The organism is Vibrio sp. Vb1026, from assembly GCF_033338745.1.
Taxonomy (GTDB): Bacteria; Pseudomonadota; Gammaproteobacteria; order Enterobacterales; family Vibrionaceae; genus Vibrio; species Vibrio alginolyticus.
The window spans coordinates 162,738-179,325 of sequence record NZ_JAWOTH010000001.1 but is presented as its reverse complement, the minus strand read 5'-3'; the positions used below and the strand labels follow the sequence as shown (position 1 = coordinate 179,325).

The 16,588-nt window shown below is 48.1% G+C and carries 16 protein-coding genes; 10 read left to right on the top strand and 6 right to left on the bottom strand.

Annotated elements, in window-relative coordinates:
- Position 1 precedes the first annotated feature (1 nt).
- A complete protein-coding gene (locus tag R7E47_RS00870) occupies positions 2 to 1,432 on the bottom strand; it encodes a HAMP domain-containing sensor histidine kinase (RefSeq protein WP_318083556.1) in 1,431 nt (476 codons plus the stop codon).
- Positions 1,422 to 2,129 carry a response regulator gene (locus tag R7E47_RS00865; RefSeq protein WP_005383484.1) on the bottom strand — a complete coding sequence of 236 codons (708 nt, stop codon included), beginning with the start codon at positions 2,127 to 2,129 and terminating at the stop codon, positions 1,422 to 1,424. Before R7E47_RS00865 ends, R7E47_RS00870 begins: the two co-directional genes overlap by 11 nt.
- Before the next feature lie 265 nt (positions 2,130 to 2,394).
- Between R7E47_RS00865 and ptsG the strand changes: the two genes are divergently transcribed.
- Positions 2,395 to 3,837 carry a glucose-specific PTS transporter subunit IIBC gene (gene ptsG / locus R7E47_RS00860; protein ID WP_206971284.1) on the top strand — a complete coding sequence of 481 codons (1,443 nt, stop codon included), beginning with the start codon at positions 2,395 to 2,397 and terminating at the stop codon, positions 3,835 to 3,837.
- A 95-nt stretch (positions 3,838 to 3,932) separates the two neighbouring features.
- On the opposite strand, the gene R7E47_RS00855 is transcribed toward ptsG, so the two are convergent.
- The gene (locus R7E47_RS00855; protein ID WP_266521800.1) at positions 3,933 to 4,379 is read right to left on the bottom strand and encodes a DUF302 domain-containing protein; all 447 of its coding nucleotides are present in this window, start codon (positions 4,377 to 4,379) and stop codon (positions 3,933 to 3,935) included.
- A gap of 227 nt (positions 4,380 to 4,606) precedes the next feature.
- On the opposite strand from R7E47_RS00855, the gene R7E47_RS00850 reads away from it, so the two are divergent.
- From R7E47_RS00850 to R7E47_RS00825, 6 genes are all read left to right on the top strand, one after another.
- Positions 4,607 to 6,598, top strand: coding sequence for a U32 family peptidase (locus R7E47_RS00850; RefSeq protein WP_318083552.1), 1,992 nt, complete (start codon positions 4,607 to 4,609; stop codon positions 6,596 to 6,598).
- A gap of 105 nt (positions 6,599 to 6,703) precedes the next feature.
- Positions 6,704 to 6,949 (top strand): DUF3297 family protein, encoded by a 246-nt coding sequence (locus tag R7E47_RS00845; RefSeq protein WP_005374689.1) that lies wholly within the window; start codon positions 6,704 to 6,706, stop codon positions 6,947 to 6,949.
- A 225-nt stretch (positions 6,950 to 7,174) separates the two neighbouring features.
- Positions 7,175 to 7,885 (top strand): ABC transporter ATP-binding protein, encoded by a 711-nt coding sequence (locus R7E47_RS00840; protein WP_053350157.1) that lies wholly within the window; start codon positions 7,175 to 7,177, stop codon positions 7,883 to 7,885.
- On the top strand, positions 7,872 to 10,382 hold the full coding sequence (locus R7E47_RS00835; RefSeq protein ID WP_318083548.1) for an ABC transporter permease: 2,511 nt from the start codon (positions 7,872 to 7,874) through the stop codon (positions 10,380 to 10,382). The genes R7E47_RS00840 and R7E47_RS00835 overlap by 14 nt, the downstream gene beginning before the upstream one ends.
- The gene (locus R7E47_RS00830; RefSeq protein WP_318083802.1) at positions 10,382 to 11,491 is read left to right on the top strand and encodes a lipocalin-like domain-containing protein; all 1,110 of its coding nucleotides are present in this window, start codon (positions 10,382 to 10,384) and stop codon (positions 11,489 to 11,491) included. The genes R7E47_RS00835 and R7E47_RS00830 overlap by 1 nt, the downstream gene beginning before the upstream one ends.
- 79 nt (positions 11,492 to 11,570) lie before the next feature.
- Positions 11,571 to 11,837 carry a DUF2999 family protein gene (locus R7E47_RS00825; protein WP_004746427.1) on the top strand — a complete coding sequence of 89 codons (267 nt, stop codon included), beginning with the start codon at positions 11,571 to 11,573 and terminating at the stop codon, positions 11,835 to 11,837.
- A 111-nt stretch (positions 11,838 to 11,948) separates the two neighbouring features.
- On the opposite strand, the gene R7E47_RS00820 is transcribed toward R7E47_RS00825, so the two are convergent.
- Positions 11,949 to 12,536 carry a GNAT family N-acetyltransferase gene (locus R7E47_RS00820; RefSeq protein ID WP_213886392.1) on the bottom strand — a complete coding sequence of 196 codons (588 nt, stop codon included), beginning with the start codon at positions 12,534 to 12,536 and terminating at the stop codon, positions 11,949 to 11,951.
- Positions 12,537 to 12,627: 91 nt separating this feature from the next.
- Positions 12,628 to 13,491 (bottom strand): helix-turn-helix domain-containing protein, encoded by an 864-nt coding sequence (locus tag R7E47_RS00815; protein ID WP_258669756.1) that lies wholly within the window; start codon positions 13,489 to 13,491, stop codon positions 12,628 to 12,630.
- Positions 13,492 to 13,675: 184 nt separating this feature from the next.
- Between R7E47_RS00815 and R7E47_RS00810 the strand changes: the two genes are divergently transcribed.
- The gene (locus R7E47_RS00810; protein WP_009706616.1) at positions 13,676 to 14,575 is read left to right on the top strand and encodes a GyrI-like domain-containing protein; all 900 of its coding nucleotides are present in this window, start codon (positions 13,676 to 13,678) and stop codon (positions 14,573 to 14,575) included.
- Between the two features lie 56 nt (positions 14,576 to 14,631).
- Here R7E47_RS00810 and R7E47_RS00805 read toward each other — a convergent pair whose 3' ends face one another.
- Positions 14,632 to 15,054: an organic hydroperoxide resistance protein gene (locus R7E47_RS00805; protein WP_005374640.1), complete on the bottom strand. Its 423-nt coding sequence runs from the start codon at positions 15,052 to 15,054 to the stop codon at positions 14,632 to 14,634.
- Positions 15,055 to 15,191: 137 nt separating this feature from the next.
- Between R7E47_RS00805 and R7E47_RS00800 the strand changes: the two genes are divergently transcribed.
- Both R7E47_RS00800 and ahpC read left to right on the top strand, forming a co-directional pair.
- Complete coding sequence (locus tag R7E47_RS00800) at positions 15,192 to 15,650, top strand: MarR family winged helix-turn-helix transcriptional regulator (protein ID WP_206949177.1); 459 nt, start codon at positions 15,192 to 15,194, stop codon at positions 15,648 to 15,650.
- 305 nt (positions 15,651 to 15,955) lie between these two features.
- Positions 15,956 to 16,513, top strand: a complete 558-nt coding sequence (gene ahpC / locus R7E47_RS00795) for an alkyl hydroperoxide reductase subunit C (protein WP_005374632.1) — start codon at positions 15,956 to 15,958, stop codon at positions 16,511 to 16,513.
- Positions 16,514 to 16,588: the final 75 nt, after the last annotated feature.

The window sequence follows — 16,588 nt, the reverse complement described above, 5'->3', positions numbered from 1 at the left end:
GTCAGTCTCTCGGGAAAGTCAGCGTGGCGCAGAGGCCGCCAAACTGAGAATGGCTCAGCAACAAGTTGCCGCCATGAGCCTTTGCAATACTCTGTGAAATGGTTAACCCCAGCCCACTGCCTTCTTTATCGTTGCTAGCGCGGAAGTATGGCTGGCAGAGCTTTTCAAGTAATAAATCGTCAACGCCGTCACCGTGATCTTCAATTTCAATCTGGATCGACTCTGGGCTTTCACTCAGCGTAATGTCCGCTTGATGGCCGTATTTGAGCGCGTTATCGACCAGATTCTGAATGCAGCGCTTAATCGCTAACGGTTTACCAGCAAAGTGGGTGCTGATTTCACCGTGGATGCGAATTGTGTCCGGCGCATCGGCGATATTGGCGGAAATGTGCTGAATCAGTTGGGTGAAATTGATCGGCTCGATTTCCTCGTGGATATCGGTCTCTTTAATGCATTGCAATGCGCCTTTGACCATCAAATCTAGGTCGTTACTCAGGCGGATAAAGCGTTCTCGGTCGGCGTCGTCATCCAGCATTTCCGCCCGTAGTTTTAGGCAAGCAATCGGCGTTTTCAGATCGTGTGAAATGGCACTGAACAGCATCTCGCGGTCTTTAATGTGGCTGTCGATGCGTCGGTTCATTTTGTTAAACGCACGTACCGCCGCTTTCAGTTCGTTACTGCCGCGCTCAGAGACTTCGGGCACGTCTAATCGGCTCGACATCAGGGTTGCGGCTTTTGCCAGCTCTCGAATGGGTTGAATTTCTTTACGAACGATAAACCAGGTACACAGCAACAGCATTAGCGCGGACAGTAATAGCGTGAGCCATTGGCGCAGCTCAAAATAGTTAGTCTCTAGGTTGATGTAAGGCGCGGGTAGCACCGCCGCGAGATAAAACCATTCGTTCTGTGCGACTTCGACCTGCATCACCAGAATAGGCGGATTGAGGTCACCAAACGAAAGCGAATAATGCGCCCACAATAACGGCAGTTCGTCGATAGGTAGCTCGTTGTTGAACACTTTGAGTTTGTCGCGCTGGGTGAACTCCACCTCGATATTAGGAATGCCGCTCAGCTCGCTTTCTAATACCTCGCGAACTTGGTTGATGACCAACGTTTTGCGCTCGCTCTCTGGCAGTGGGTCGACGTCAATCTGGTGATTGTTGAGTGAGACGAAAAAGCGCGTACCACCCATGTTGCGTAGTTGATTGAGCACCAAGTGGCGATATTCCGAAGGGAGGGTTTGAAAGAAGGCGATGGTAGAAGAAGCACTCAGTGCTAAGCTTTTGACTGTGGTGGTCAGGCCTTCTTTGTCGCGTTCGCTGGCGTGTTGATACCAGATAATCCCGGATAATACCTGCGCCAGAATGATCACCAGCAACAGGAACACACTGGTACGAACGACCAGTGATCCCGTCCAGCGTTTAATTCTCATAATGTACATCCGTGGTCAGCATGTAGCCTTTGTTGCGCACCGTTAGGATCAGCGAACGGTCTTTATCTTCAAGGTGATGACGCAAGCGGCTGATCTGCACGTCAATGCCGCGTTCAAACGGGTCGGCATCGCGTCCCCAGATCTCGCGCGCAATGTCATCGCGAGACAATATTGATTGCGCGTGGTTGACGAACAAACCGAGCAGCGACAAATCCGCGCCACTCAGTTGCTTAACCTCGCGGCTAGCAACGTGGGTCAGTTGCCGGGTTACGGTATCTAATAACCAATCGTCAAAACGCACTTTACGCGTCAGTTTGCTATTGGCGGTCGATTGGCTGCGTCTCAGAATCGTTTTGATGCGCGCGAGCAGTTCGCGCGGACTGAATGACTTGGTGATGTAGTCGTCGGCGCCCATTTCTAGCCCTGCGACTCGGTCGGCTTCTTCAGTGACGGCGGTCAGCATGATGATCGGGATATCGGAGTTTTTGCGCAGTTTCTGGCACAGGGTAAAACCGTCTTCACCGGGCATCATAATATCGAGGATGATCAAATCAGGATGGTGATCGTTGAGCAGTTGCCACATCACGCCGCCGTTTTCTGCGCAAAGCACTTCAAACCCTGCGCGACCAAGGTAATCTGACAATGCTTCGCGAAGGTCGAGGTTGTCATCGACGACCAGTATCTGCTTGTTTTCCATCCTACTTTCCCTGTGTCCGTCCCTGTGCCTGCCCCTGAGTTTGGCGCTGGCCAATATGATGCATTCTTAAACGCACATTCACAATCGAGCCGATTGCAATTTTCACTTCTCGGTGTAAGAGATTTGTAAGCGGCCACTTACAAACTGATTGCCTTTTGTAACCTTAGGCGCCGCCTTGCTCGCTATGATCATCCTGACCTTACGTGAAACAACATGACCTGAAGGAATCAGGTCCTACAACACTGGCATTCGTCAGGAGGAAACCATGTTTGCAAGTATATTTGGACAACTACAAAAAATAGGGCGGTCGTTGATGCTGCCTGTGGCGGTGTTACCGGTGGCTGGCTTGATGCTGGGTATTGGTAACGCGGGGTTTGCGTTTATTCCAGACGCGGTCAACAAAGTGATGCTCGCCGCCGGTGAAGGCGTGTTCGGCAACATGCAGTTGATGTTTGCGGTCGGTGTGGCGCTCGGGTTGTCAAAAGGCAATGACGGTGCCGCTGCGCTCGCAGGCTTAGTTGGCCTAATTATTATGAACGCATCGCTCGGTATTGTGACAGGTCTGCGCGGCTTAGAAACTGATGCTACCATCATGGGCGTTGAGACGCTGCAAACCGGGGTGTTTGGCGGCATCTTTATCGGTGCGGTCGCGGCAATCATGTACAACCGCTTCTACAATATCAAACTGCCGGAGTATTTGGGCTTCTTCGCGGGTAAGCGATTTGTGCCCATTGTCACCGGTTTATCGGCGATCGTCGTTGGTGCGATTCTCGCGTTTGCATGGCCACCTGTCGGACAACTTCTTGATGCATTCTCTCATTGGGCAGCGTACCAAAACCCTGTACTTGCGTGGGCGGTTTACGGCGCGGGCGAACGTTCATTACTCCCTGTTGGTTTGCACCACATCTGGAATGCGCCGTTCTTCTTCGAAGTTGGCAGCTATGTAGACCCAGAAACCGGCAAAGAGTTTACTGGTGAGCTCACTCGCTTCTTCGCGGGCGATAAAACCGCAGGTTATCTGTCTGGTGGCTTTATGTACTCCATGTGGGCGCTCCCAGCAGCGGCACTGGCGATTTACCACTGCGCGTCTCCTGAGCGTAAGAAAATCGTCGGCGGTTTGATGATGTCTGCGGCGTTGACCTCTTGGTTAACTGGTATCACAGAGCCAATCGAATTTACCTTCCTATTCGTCGCGCCAGTGCTGTACGTAATCCATACTTTCCTAACTGGTATTGCGTTTGCGATCACTGCATTTTTGGAAATCAAACACAGTACGGACTTTGCGCACGGTGCGATTCAGTTCTTCCTTTACTACCCAATGTCGACCAACGCGTGGATGTTCATCATCATCGGTCCAATCTGGGCGACGCTGTACTACGGCTTGTTCCGCTTCCTAATTGTGAAGTTGGATCTAAAAACGCCGGGTCGCGAAACCGACATTGCAGAAGTGAAGATCGCCGGACAGCCTGATGAAATTGCAGTAGATGTAGTGGCGGCATTGGGTGGGAAAGCCAACATCAAATCGGTTGATGCGTGTATCACTCGCCTACGTGTTTCGGTGAAAGACATTGCCAACGTTGATGTTGCTAAGCTAAAAGCACTCGGCGCGCGAGATGTTTTAGTGATTGGCGACAGTTTACAAGCGATTTTCGGTACGCAGTCAGACTCCATTAAGTCAGAAGTGCACAGCGTACTCGCCACCTCCTGATCTTACCTCCCCCAATCTAGGTAAGATTTGCCAACCTCCTTGTGAGGTTGGCTTTTTCGTTTTTGGGGTAAAAAAAGCGAAGCCAATAACCAGTCCTACTTCGCCGCCGCGTTGGTTAAATTGCCCAGCACGCCGCTGATTTTGTTCAATACCTCGTCACAGCCTTCAATATGATGGCGCTGCTTTAAATACATAGGATCGTTATAAGCTAACCACGTTTTGCCTTCATCATCTTCATACACCAACACTTTTTGGGGTAAATCGAGCGCCACTTCCTGCGCACAGGTCATCAGTGGCGTGCCCACTTTAGGGTTCCCAAACACGATAACTTCGGTTGGTCGCAACGTCATATCGACTTTCGTGGCATTCTCTTGATGGTTAATGCGCGCAAAGACGTTCAACCCTTTTTCTTGCGCGATAGCGACAAATTTATCCGCCGTATCTTTTGCTGAATGCGTGCTCGCAACGGTTACCACACCCTCACCAGCCAACGCACTCAATGACGTCAACGCCACTACCAACCCGATGATTACTTTTTTCATTTGTCGTCCCTTCCTCTCTCTGAGTCGAAAACTAGATATAGAAAAACCAAGTGTAGGAAAACTATAGAAGTCAGATTCCGCTATCGCGAATTGCACTCTACCCACTCAAGAGTCGACCGTGTAACACGGATTAATTGATTCAGATTAATAAAGCGTTAACTAGCCGAGCATCAAAAGCGTGAAATACGTAACATTTGCAGCCTATTTTAGTAAGAAAGAGAAAAGTAGTGACACGCGATCTATTTGAGTTATTAGCACCCGGTGGTGATTTAGATTCCATCAAAGCCGCCATTGCCGCTGGCGCCGATGCAATTTACTGTGGGCTCGACCGCTTCAATGCTCGTAACCGAGCGACCAACCTCACCTTAGATAACTTAAATGGCGTGTTAACGTTAGCCCATCAGCACAGCTGTAAGATTTTCCTAACGTTGAATGTGCTGATTTTAGAAAGTGAAATTCCGGCGATTGTTCGCTTACTCAGCCAACTGAACACCACCAAAATCGATGGCGTGATCGTGCAAGATCTCGGTCTGGCCTACATTCTCAAACATCACTTCCCCGATTTGGATGTGCACGCTTCAACGCAACTAAATACGCATAACGAAGGCCAGATCCTCTTTCTCAACCAGCTCACCGCAAGCCGAGTAAACTTATCTCGCGAACTTAACATCGATGAAATAAAACATCTGGCGCAATTTGGTCGCGAGCACAACGTAATGATGGAAGTGTTTGTCCACGGCTCATACTGCATCGGATTCTCCGGAATTTGCTATATCAGTTCCGCTCGCAATGGTGCATCAGGTAACCGTGGACGCTGCAGTCAACCTTGTCGCGAACAGTACGAAACGACCAAAACGGGCAACAACTACCCACTCAATATGAAAGACAACTCCGCCTTTGGGGACTTGAAAGCGCTTGCCGATGCTGGCGTGTATTCATTAAAAGTGGAAGGACGAATCAAGAAATCGCACTACGTCTATACCGTGGTCGATAATTGGCGTCAGCAAATCGATCGCTTGTGCGAAGGTTTGGAACTCTCTGAAGACACCACAGAGTTATACACGGTGTTCAACCGTGATTTCTCCAACGCATTTTTGCAAGGCGATTTCGGCAAGGCGATGTACATCGACAACCCGCGCGACCACGCTGTAAAGCATTTTTCGAAGGTTTATCAATGCCAGTCTGCTGATGATGTGCAAGCGGTGAAAAAGAAACTCTACGACGACAAAACCGCGATCATTGAGAAAGTGGCAGAGCAAACTAAGTCGTTCGATGTCACTTCGACACAAGTATCCGGCAGCAGCTTGAAAGGATCGATTGATGTGCCAACTCTGCCAACATTACCTCAACCAGAACCTCGCCAAGGTGCGCCAAAATTATCGGTTCTGATCTCGTCAGCACAAGAAGCCATGCTGTGCGAATACCGCGACATTGATGTTTACTATCAACTGCCAATGGGATTGCCTGGTGAACTGAGCGCGATGATTGAGTTGTTCCAAGCCAACCCAATGCTCAAACCTTGGTTCCCAGCCATTTTGATTGGCGAAGACTACCACGCCGCGCGCGTATTTTTGGAAACCATCCAACCTGAGTTGTTGATCACCAGCAACTCAGGCGTCGGCATGATCGCAAAAGAGCTCGGCTTAGGCTGGGTGGCAGGCCCACAAATGAACACGGTGAACTCATACGCGTTTAAATGCCTTCAAGACGAGTTCGCGGCAAGTGGCGCGTTTGTTTCTAACGAGCTGAATATGAAGCAGATGCGCCATATCAAGCGTCCGAAAAACATGCGCAGCTTCTACAGCATTTATAATCCAAATACCCTACTCACGAGCCGCCAATGTTTGTTCCAACAAACCGAAGGATGCCGTAAGGTGAAGGTCAACAAAGGTTGTTTGAAACGCTGTGATAAACGCACGTCTATCATCAACTTAAAAGACAATCCTTACGTGGTGCAAAAACAAAAAGGTAGCCACAATTCAATCTACAGCGAGCACAACGTCTTAAACCTGCAAGTGCTGCACGATCTGCCGCAATTGTTTACCGATGTGTTGATCGATCTGCGTGATATCCAGACCGAAACGAAAGTCTCAGCAAGCAAACCTGAGTTGATTGACGCGTTCTTAGCTCTACTTGAAGAGTACAGCGAACAAACCGTCCAAACGCTGAATGCCATGATTCAACCAACAGCCAACGCGCAGTATTTGAAGGGGTTGTAGGCGGTACTTGAAAGTTAAACAACGCATCGACTCTCAACATATCTTGAACACACACAGTGCACTGACTACAATAGCGCACTTTTTACGGAATTTAGGTCACACAAAATGACAGATACAGCTAAACCAGCTCTACCAGATCGCCTAGCGGGTAACCCACGTAGCCCATTCTTCATCAAAGAATGCTTCGAGCACCAAATCGGTATTCGTATCAACGGCCAAGAGCGTACTGACGTAGAAGAATACTGCATCAGCGAAGGTTGGGTAAAAATTGCTTCTCCTAAAGCAAAAGACCGTTTCGGTAACCCAATGCTAATCAAACTTAAAGGCGAAGTTGAAGCGTACTACGTGTAAGCTGACCACGCTGAATGTATTTGAAAGCTCGAGTTTGACTCGGGCTTTTTTAATGCCTGTCATATCCCTCCTCATTTAATCTCTTCCCTCTTCTTTTCAGTACAAGTTATTAAGAAATCGATGTAAATCGCTGTTTTTATCTAATTGTTGTCTAAAGTTTCTAGAGAACTAACTGCAATAGCGATTGCCAAAAGAAACGACACCTTTTGAATACAGGGAGAGGAAATGGAAAGCCCACTTGTCACACTCAAACACGCCAGCAAAAGCTTTGTTGATGGCAAAGAGACACATCGCGTGTTGGAAGGGGTCGACTTTACGTTGAACACAGGAGCGAGTGTTGCACTGACGGGCGCAAGTGGCAGCGGCAAAAGTACCTTACTCAACATCATCGCTGGCTTTGAGCCGCTTTCCGATGGTGAGTTGTGGTTAGATGGCGATAACACAGCGGCTTGGAAAGACCCACAATGGAGCCGATTTCGACACCAAAAACTCGGTGTTATCTTCCAGCAATTCAATCTATTAACGCCGCTCAACGTGCAGCAGAACATCGCATTCCCTCTGCATTTGAATCAACAGAAATGGAATGACTGGTGCGATTATTTGGTCGAGACTCTAGGCATCAGCCAACTGCTCGATAGACATGTTTCTGCCCTTTCCGGAGGTCAACAACAACGAGTCGCTATTGCGCGCGCCTTAGCACACAAACCTAAACTGCTACTTGCTGATGAACCCACAGGTAACCTTGACCAAAAAGCAGGGTTAGAAGTGATGAAACTGCTGAGTGAAATCACCACCCAAGGCAATACCGCCGTGCTCTTGGTGACCCACAGCCATGAATGCGCTGAATTTATGAAAGCACGGCTGCGATTGGATAACAGTCAGCTACAGAACAGCCATCAAGTAAACAAACATGAGCTTCACCATGAAGCAAACTAAGCCATCAAACAACAGATTCACTCATACTCGACTCGCCCTGAATCTGTTTGCAGCGCACTATCGGCAGGCGCCACTGCAAGCCGCCGCAATTCTGATCGGTATCGTGCTGGCCGTGACCTTGTTTGTTGCGGTGCAAGCCATCAACCTCAATGCCAAGCGCAGTTATGCTGAGTCTACCGAGCAGCTCAGCGCACAAGCTCAGAACTTAATTATTCCACCAGCAGGGCAAAACTACCTGCCTGAATCGATCTACTTCACCCTTAGACAAAACGGACTCAGTGCAGCGCTACCTGTAATCGAAGGGCGAGTGAGAGACGAACAAGGTCGACGCTGGTCAGTACAAGGTAGCGAGTTGATTGCCGCTATCTCTTCACGTTCTCGCTATTCATCAGATAGTGAACAGAACGTGTCTTTGTTCCATAGTGCTTTACCTTTGCCTGAGCTTTTAGCCGGCAAGCCAATCGTGATGATGAGCCAATCTCAACATCAAAACTTAGGGGAAGTAGAAACCCTAACTCTGGATGACATTCCAACCCAAGTGGTGGTGCTACCAGACGAATGGCAGTTAGGTAGCCGAATGTTGATGGACATTGGCTTTGCCCAGCAACTGCTCAATAAACAAGGGCAGCTCAGTTACATTGCAGTTTTCCATTCGGGTGATAAAGGGGATAAAGACACGCAGGCAAATTGGCAGAAGCTGATTAGCGATCAAGGGCAATGGATTTCCAATAACCAAAGTACAGACCTTGGTTCGCTGACCGAAAGCTTTCACCTCAACCTCACCGCAATGAGCTTACTCGCGTTTTTAGTCGGGCTGTTCATCGCTTACAACGGCGTAAAGTACAGCTTGCTGAAACGCAATCGGCTGTTAGTGCAAATTCAACAAGCGGGTGTTGCGCCGAGCATTGTGTTCTCTGCGCTGTTAGTTGAGCTCACTCTTCTCGTTACCATCGGCGCTTCCCTCGGTTTTGTATTGGGCATGCAGCTTAGCCACTGGTTACATCCGACCGTGGCACTGACTCTAAAGCAACTTTATGGCGCGACACTGCTGCCCGGAACTTGGCAGTGGCAATGGTGGGCACAAGCATTGCTACTCACGTTAGTCGCCACCCTGTTGGCATGTTGGCAGCACTTTAAACAGCGAGTGCGCCAGCCGCTTTCCTCTCATGGCGGATTTTATCAAGCGCCGGAAGCCTCTAACGAAAACCAATTGTTCGTGATAGGTGCTTCGTTGACGGCTCTCGCACTCGCAGGGTTATGGTTGAGTGAGCATCACCGCTTCACCATGGCGTGGCTCGGCGTGCTTGTGGTGTCGATTCCTTTATATCTAACCAAAACACTCAGCGTCTTAGCCAATTGGTGTGAAAAACGCACCAATTCCGGTTTGATGCAGTATCTTTTTGCTGAGTTGCGCGAGCTGATTTCTCCGCTTTCTCTCGCCATGATGGCACTGCTACTCGCCGTTACAGCCAATATGGGGATGAATACGCTAGTGGGCAGTTTTGAATCCACCTTAAAACAGTGGTTAGAACAAAGGCTACACGCCGATATTTACGTCAGCCCTGCCCAAGGAGAAATCGCTGATGTAGAGCGCGCGTTAGGGCAGTTCAATAATGTTGAGACCGTCTACAAGCAATACTACGTCGACGATAACCTGCAAGGCTTACCGATTTTGCTTGGTACCAAAGACAAAGACACCTTAGAACAAACCATGGTGTTCAAATCGCATTTGGAGAACTTCTGGTCACGCTTTTACCAAGGTGAGTTGGTCGCTATCAGTGAACCAACCGCGGTCAAACTGGGTTTATCACTGGGTAGCGCGCTCACGCTTGATGCCGTTCCAAATAAGAACCTGCTTGTGGGTGCGGTATTCCACGATTACGGCTCACCCAACGGTGAAGTGTTATTGGCACCCAAATTATGGCAAGAGAGTGGCTTTACCGACCTGCCAACAAGCCTTGGCATTAAAGTATCAGGAGACCCACAAATCGTATACGAGCAACTGCGCGAGCAATTGAATCTGCATCCAAGTCAGCTCTACGATCAGGCGCAAATCAAATCCATCGCGTTGGATATTTTCTCGCAGACCTTCGCCATTACACGCGCACTCAACGGCGTGACGTTGATGGTCGCGGTGATTGGTTTGTTCAGTGCTTGTTTTATGTTGCTCGACGCGCGCAAAGCCGCCATTGCAAGGCTGTATGCACTTGGCGTCAGCCGTCGTAAATTAATGACCATGGTGGTCGGGCAGATCGTCGCTTTGGTCAGTTTTACGCTGGTCATTGCCCTGCCCCTCGGTGCGATGGTGGGTTATGTACTGACAGACATCGTCACCTTACGAGCTTTTGGTTGGAGCTTAAATTATCTGTGGAATTGGAGTGATGCGCTGAGCATTGCGGCAATCACCATCTTGGTGGCAGTGATCGCAACCTTGATTCCGCTGTGGCGATTGGTCAGTAAGCCTGTCGTCTCCAGTTTGCAAAGCGAGGTCTTGTGATGGTTCGATTGGCAAGCAAGCTTACTCTACTCATAAGCAGCTTATTCCTATTCGGTTGTGAAGATGCGCAGCAACAAAATATGGGAACTTTTCTGGGCAGTGGAGATATGCAAAGCGAAAGCAACCTATTCACACCCGTAGAAAAAGGGGTTGAACTCACCTTTCCTACCGATCATCAAGCGCACCCAAACTTTCGTCATGAATGGTGGTACTTAACCGCTAACTTAATTGATGAAGAAGGCAACCCACTTGGCGTTCAATGGACACAATTTCGCTTTGCTGCTGCGCCGCCAACGGGCGAAGATGACGTGAAGAAAACCGAGTGGCAAACTCAGCAAATCTACATGACGCACAGCGCAGTCACGACAACCGACAAACACTATGCAGATGAAAAATGGTCACGCGCTCAAGCGTCCTTAGCCGGCGTCGATAGCTCTCCATTTCGTGTTTACCTCGATGATTGGCAGTGGACCTCTTCAACCAACGACCTCTTCCCTGCCACGCTAAATGCCAATTCAGAGCAGTTTGGCTACTCACTAAAACTGACCAGCAGCGCACCTTATCAAAAGCAAGGCGAGCAAGGTTACAGCACCAAAAGTGCCGATGGTCAGGTGGCTTCGTATTACTACAGCCAACCGTTTATTGATGTCTCCGGTGAAGTCACCATCGACGGCGAAACTCATCAAGTGTCGGGTGAAGGCTGGATAGATCGAGAGTGGAGCTCGCAATTCTTACTCGACTCACAACAAGGCTGGGACTGGTTTGCTCTGAGGTTGAGTGACAAAACCAGCTTGGTGGTGTTCCAGTTGCGGGATTCCAAAACCGGACAAGCTAGTTACGCCAGCGCAAAGCTGATGCAGCAAGATGGCTCTGGCATCGCCATTTCTCAAAAAGACATTCGCTTAATAGCAACCAAGCAAACAGAAATCCAAGGGCGAAAGTATCCAACCCAGTGGCAAGTGTCGATTCCAAATCAGCAAATTGAGCTTACCGTTTCTGCTCTCAACCCGAACGCGAAAATGCCGCTTTCGGTACCTTATTGGGAAGGCCCAGTACGTATTGAGGGCTCTCATTCTGGGACTGGTTACATGGAGCTAACGGGGTATTGAAATGTTGAGCGGGAGCCCCAATTATTCTACTAGAACAAATACTGGCAACCAAGTCATACACTGATTGAAAGGAAATATGATGAACCCAATTATCGCCTTGCTGAAAGAGAACAACATCAGCGATGAGCAAATCAACGAGATTTTTCAGACTCTGACGCAAAACCCTCTAGCGGCAATGGCAACAATCAGCCAACTAGGTTTGCCACAAGACAAGCTACAAATGCTGATGGCGCAAGTGATGCAAAACCCTGCGCTAATCAAAGAAGCCGTAGACGAGTTGGGATTGGATTTCTCAAAGGTTGAAGAAGCAAAAGAGAAGCTTCAAAGCCAAAACCAAGGCAACTAAGTGTTAGCCATTTAGCGCTGAATATAGAAAAGGCCGTTAACCCGAGCATGTGGGTTAACGGCCTTTTTTGTTGGCTACTTTGTTGTTAGCTACTTTTTTGTCGGCTAATTATTAGCGATTTAAAGACGCGAATTGCTCTGCTGTCATGCCGTAGTAGAGCTTGTCGTCAAAGCCTTGCGTTAGTTTGTAGTAGTCTTTCTGACGGCCTTCTTGAGTAAAACCATTTTTCTCTAACGTCTTGTAAGAGCCAGCATTAGAAGCGTAGCAATTGGCACTGACTTTATGGGCATTTAGCTCAGTAAAGCCAATCTCGGTCATCATTTGGCAAGCGCGAGTCGCAACGCCTTTACCCCATGCGCAAGTAGGTAACTGATAACCCACTTCGTAGTTGCCAGTTAAGAACATCACCGCGGTCACTGCACACATTCCCATGTACTGACCTTGTTGGTCACGAATCACGAACGTTGGGCTATCTGGCCAAACATCGTCTTTAATCGCTTGTGCCGTATTTTCAATAATAGGGCCAAAGAAGCCTTCATATAAGCTGTTGTCAGCAGGTGCGAAGAACAGATATTGATTGACCTTATCGTCGTTCAACATCTCGATAATATCTTGTAGATCAGAGCCTTGAATCAGTTGGATAGTCAACGATTCATTAAATGGAATGGCTTCGCCTTGTTTTAGTTTTTGATATGACATGTGTTACCTCGTTATCTGCTGAAAATAGTAGCCCAGCGGATAAGAGAAGAATTGGATTTTTGCGACAACTTTCGGGCTGATTAGCAATGTATTACGACTCAAAATCGCCATAGATATCGATGGTTAAGTCACGCTTTTTCAAGTATTTGCTCGGCGTTTTTCGTAGCTGCTGTTTGAGGGTGCGAATCAAATGCGATTGGTCACTGAAACCAAATTGTTGTGAGAAACTCGCCCAATCAATCGCCTCTTGTTGCTTGTAGAGGGTCAAAATCATCTGCTCCAGACGCGCCATTTGTTGATACTGCTTAACGCTCAACCCCACCACTTGTTTGAAACTGCGCTCAAGCGTTCTGCGAGAACAGGCGCACTGTTTGGCTATCTCATCAATATCCATCGCTAACTCAGGTGAGCGTAGCGCTTGAGCATCCATCACGGACACTGCTTTTTGCGATGCCAAAAACGGTTTGGTGCGGTAAGGTTCGATATCTAACGCATCTAAATGTTGTTTGATGTAGTTCAGCAAACATTGCGGTGAATCTTGCAACTCTAGCTGCCATAACCCTTGTTGAAAGCGCACATCAAACGCCGTGTTGAGCCAATCAAACCATTCGCATTGGTTAATTGCAGCTACTTGGGGTGCATCACTAAACCGTGATTCAATGGCATACAAACCCTCTGGGCGAAAGGTGATACCAATACGCTTGATGGGAGCCGTATCTTCCAACAACAGTAAATGTTCGTTAGCCATTAACAAGTGGCAGCCTTTGCCAGCAAGCTTTGTGTGTCCCGTGTCGTAGCTGTAGCCTTGCTCTGGTGGCGTAAAGAGTAAATGAGCACGCGGGTTTGGGATAAGGTGCGGCTTGGGGTCAATGACTTCACCCTCTGGCACTTCCAAGTACCAAACTTGATGAATGAGCCATTCGTACTCTGGCAGAGACTGTTTCCAAGCTATCATGATTGTCCTAGCGGTTAGTAAAGATAATGGGCGCAACGTTTTTGCTTAAACATCTGCTCGTTGAGTGTGACTGATTGACGCTCATCTCGCCACGCATTTCTCACGCTGCTCCCTTGCAAGCTTGTTGGATTGCGGTAGGCTTTGAGCAGAGAAAACAAGCTGAACAGAACAAGGAAATCCCCCGATGCGCGTCGACTACCACCAACGACTGGTTCCTGTGATTCGTTATTTAGAACAACACTTTAATGAACCACTCAATCTGCCAGAAGTGGCCGCGCTGGCGAACCTTTCTCCTTATCACTTTCATCGCACCTTCAAAGCCGTGCAAGGCGAGACATTGGCTGATTTCATTCGACGTTTGCGTCTAGAAGCCGCCGCCGATGACTTATTCAAATCCAAGCAACCGGTATTAAACATTGCCTTAGAGTACGGATTTTCTAGCTCACAGAGCTTAGCCAAAGCCTTCAAACAACATTATGGCGTTACACCTACGGCCTTTCGCGACTGCGAAAACTACCAGCAGTTTTCTGAATTAGCACGAAACAGCAAGATTGGACACACGTTGCGCAAGAATGGAAACGAAGTAACACCAAGCGATTCATATACTGGCTCTGAACTCACCAAATGGAGCATGACAATGGAAACGCAAAACTTTGAAAAAGCAAAACTGGCTTACATTCGCGTAAACGGCCCTTACGGCCAAGGCTATGAGGAGCCATCAGGTCGCTTGTATCAATGGGCAGGAATGAAAGGTTTGGCAGGCAATACCTGCATCTTCATCTACCATGATAATCCTGAAATCACGCCAGACGAGAAGTGTCGCACTGATATCTGCTTGATGGTGCCAGAAGATACCGAAGTTCCGAAAGGCATTGAGCTGCAAGACTTCCCCGGCGGTCAATACGCGGTGATGCGCCAGCACATTACTGACCCGAGCCAATACTCAAAAGCGTGGGATGATGTCATGAGCAAAGTGATTGAATCCGGTATTGAGAACGACGACCGTCCTTGCTTTGAGCTTTACCACAGCTTCGACCCACAAACGCACCATGCAGACGTTAGCTTCTGCACTGCTATCAAATAAACCAAAAGCCTGCGTACTTGCAGGCTTTCTTGTCTTTGTGCAGTGGTTGAAACCGCTTAAATTGCTTCGCCGTTTACCGTTACTGCCACATCAATGTTGCCACGAACTGCGTTTGAATATGGGCAAACTTGGTGTGCAATGCGCGTTAGCTCTAGCGCTTGTTCTTGTGGCATGTCTAGCTCTACCGCTAGGCTCACTGTCAGTGCAAAGCCACCGTTATCATTTGGACCAATGCCCACTTCTGCCGTTACAGGAGCGCTTTTCAGGTTTACTTTACCTTCACGTGCTACGTGCAAAATCGCGTTAGAAAAACACGCTGAATAGCCCGCTGCGAACAGCTGTTCTGGGTTAGTTGCTGCGCCTGTGCCGCCCATTTCCTTCGGGTATGACAGCTCTAGATCGAGAAGACCGTCATCAGTTTTTACTTGACCATTACGACCAGCCAAAGCGGTAGCTTGAGTTTTGTATAGAGTAGTCATGCGAGTGTCCTTCTTAATTTAAGTTGCGCACAATTTAATTGCTTGCAATCTTACATCGAAGTGAAGATAGTTTGCAACTATATTGTGCACAATTTATTTTATAACTCTCTTTCTCTGTAAGCAGGTAGGCAACACCAATGAGCCAGTGTTACACCGACAATACCATGACCGACAACGATAAACTCTTACTCGAAAACCAAGTTTGCTTCCCGCTCTACAGCGCAGCAAATGCAGTGATCCGAGCTTACCGCCCGTTGCTGGACGAGCTTGATCTGACTTACTCGCAGTACTTAGTGATGATGGTGCTGTGGGAGAAAGACGGTGCCAGCGTGAAAGAGCTGGGATCACAACTGCATTTGGACTCTGGCACACTCACACCGCTGCTCAAACGCTTAGAAGCAAAAGGTTATGTAGAACGCGGCCGAAGTGAAACCGATGAACGCGTTCGCGTACTCAACCTAACAGAACAAGGTCGTGACCTTAAAGAACAAGCCAAGTCAGTGCCAAACGCCATGATGTGTAAAATCACCTTAGAGTTGGATGAAATGATCATGCTGAAGAAGTTGTGTGGCAAAGTGCTCGACAATCTGAGCTAAAAAAATAGAAGCATTCGCTTCCCAACTTCCTATTAGAAAGAGCCTGCCGAGATGCAGGCTCTTTCGATCTTATTCAGACGATCCACTTAAGGTCATCACCGCTATTCTCTATTGCTACTCTGCCTTCATCTTCAATAAAACCTATCAAAGGAACCCCTCTTACATCGGATTTCCCTATCAAGTGAAATAGGAAATGGCTATCAATAGGATAGTTACAAGCGATTTTCCTTAAACACACTCCGATGAGAATATACTTTCCGAAAGCAACAACAGCTCAGCTTAAAACATTCAAAGGAAAGTAAATTATGATTAATACTCAAATCAAACCATTTGCAGCTACAGCGTACAAAAACGGCGAATTCGTTGAAGTAACAGAACAAGACGTTCTAGGTAAATGGGCAGTATTCTTCTTCTACCCAGCAGACTTTACGTTTGTATGTCCAACAGAACTGGGCGACCTAGCAGACCACTACGAAGAGCTACAAAAACGTGGCGTAGAAGTTTACTCAGTATCAACTGACACACACTTCACTCACAAAGCATGGCACGACAGCTCAGACACAATCGGTAAGATTCAGTACTACATGCTTGGCGACCAAACAGGCAACATCACAAACAACTTCGGTGTGATGCGTGAAGGTCAAGGTCTTGCAGACCGTGCAACGTTCCTAATCGACCCAGAAGGTACTATCCAAGCAATGGAAATCACTGCTGAAGGTATCGGTCGTGACGCAGAAGACCTACTACGCAAAGTGAAAGCAGCTCAATACGTAGCAGCACATCCAGGCGAAGTTTGCCCAGCTAAATGGAAAGAAGGTGAAGAGACACTAGCTCCATCACTAGACCTAGTTGGCAAAATCTAAGCCACTGAAATTTAAGTTCTAATCAGTTCCGATTTCCTTTTTCTGATTAGAACTGAATTAGAGAGCACTTCAGGT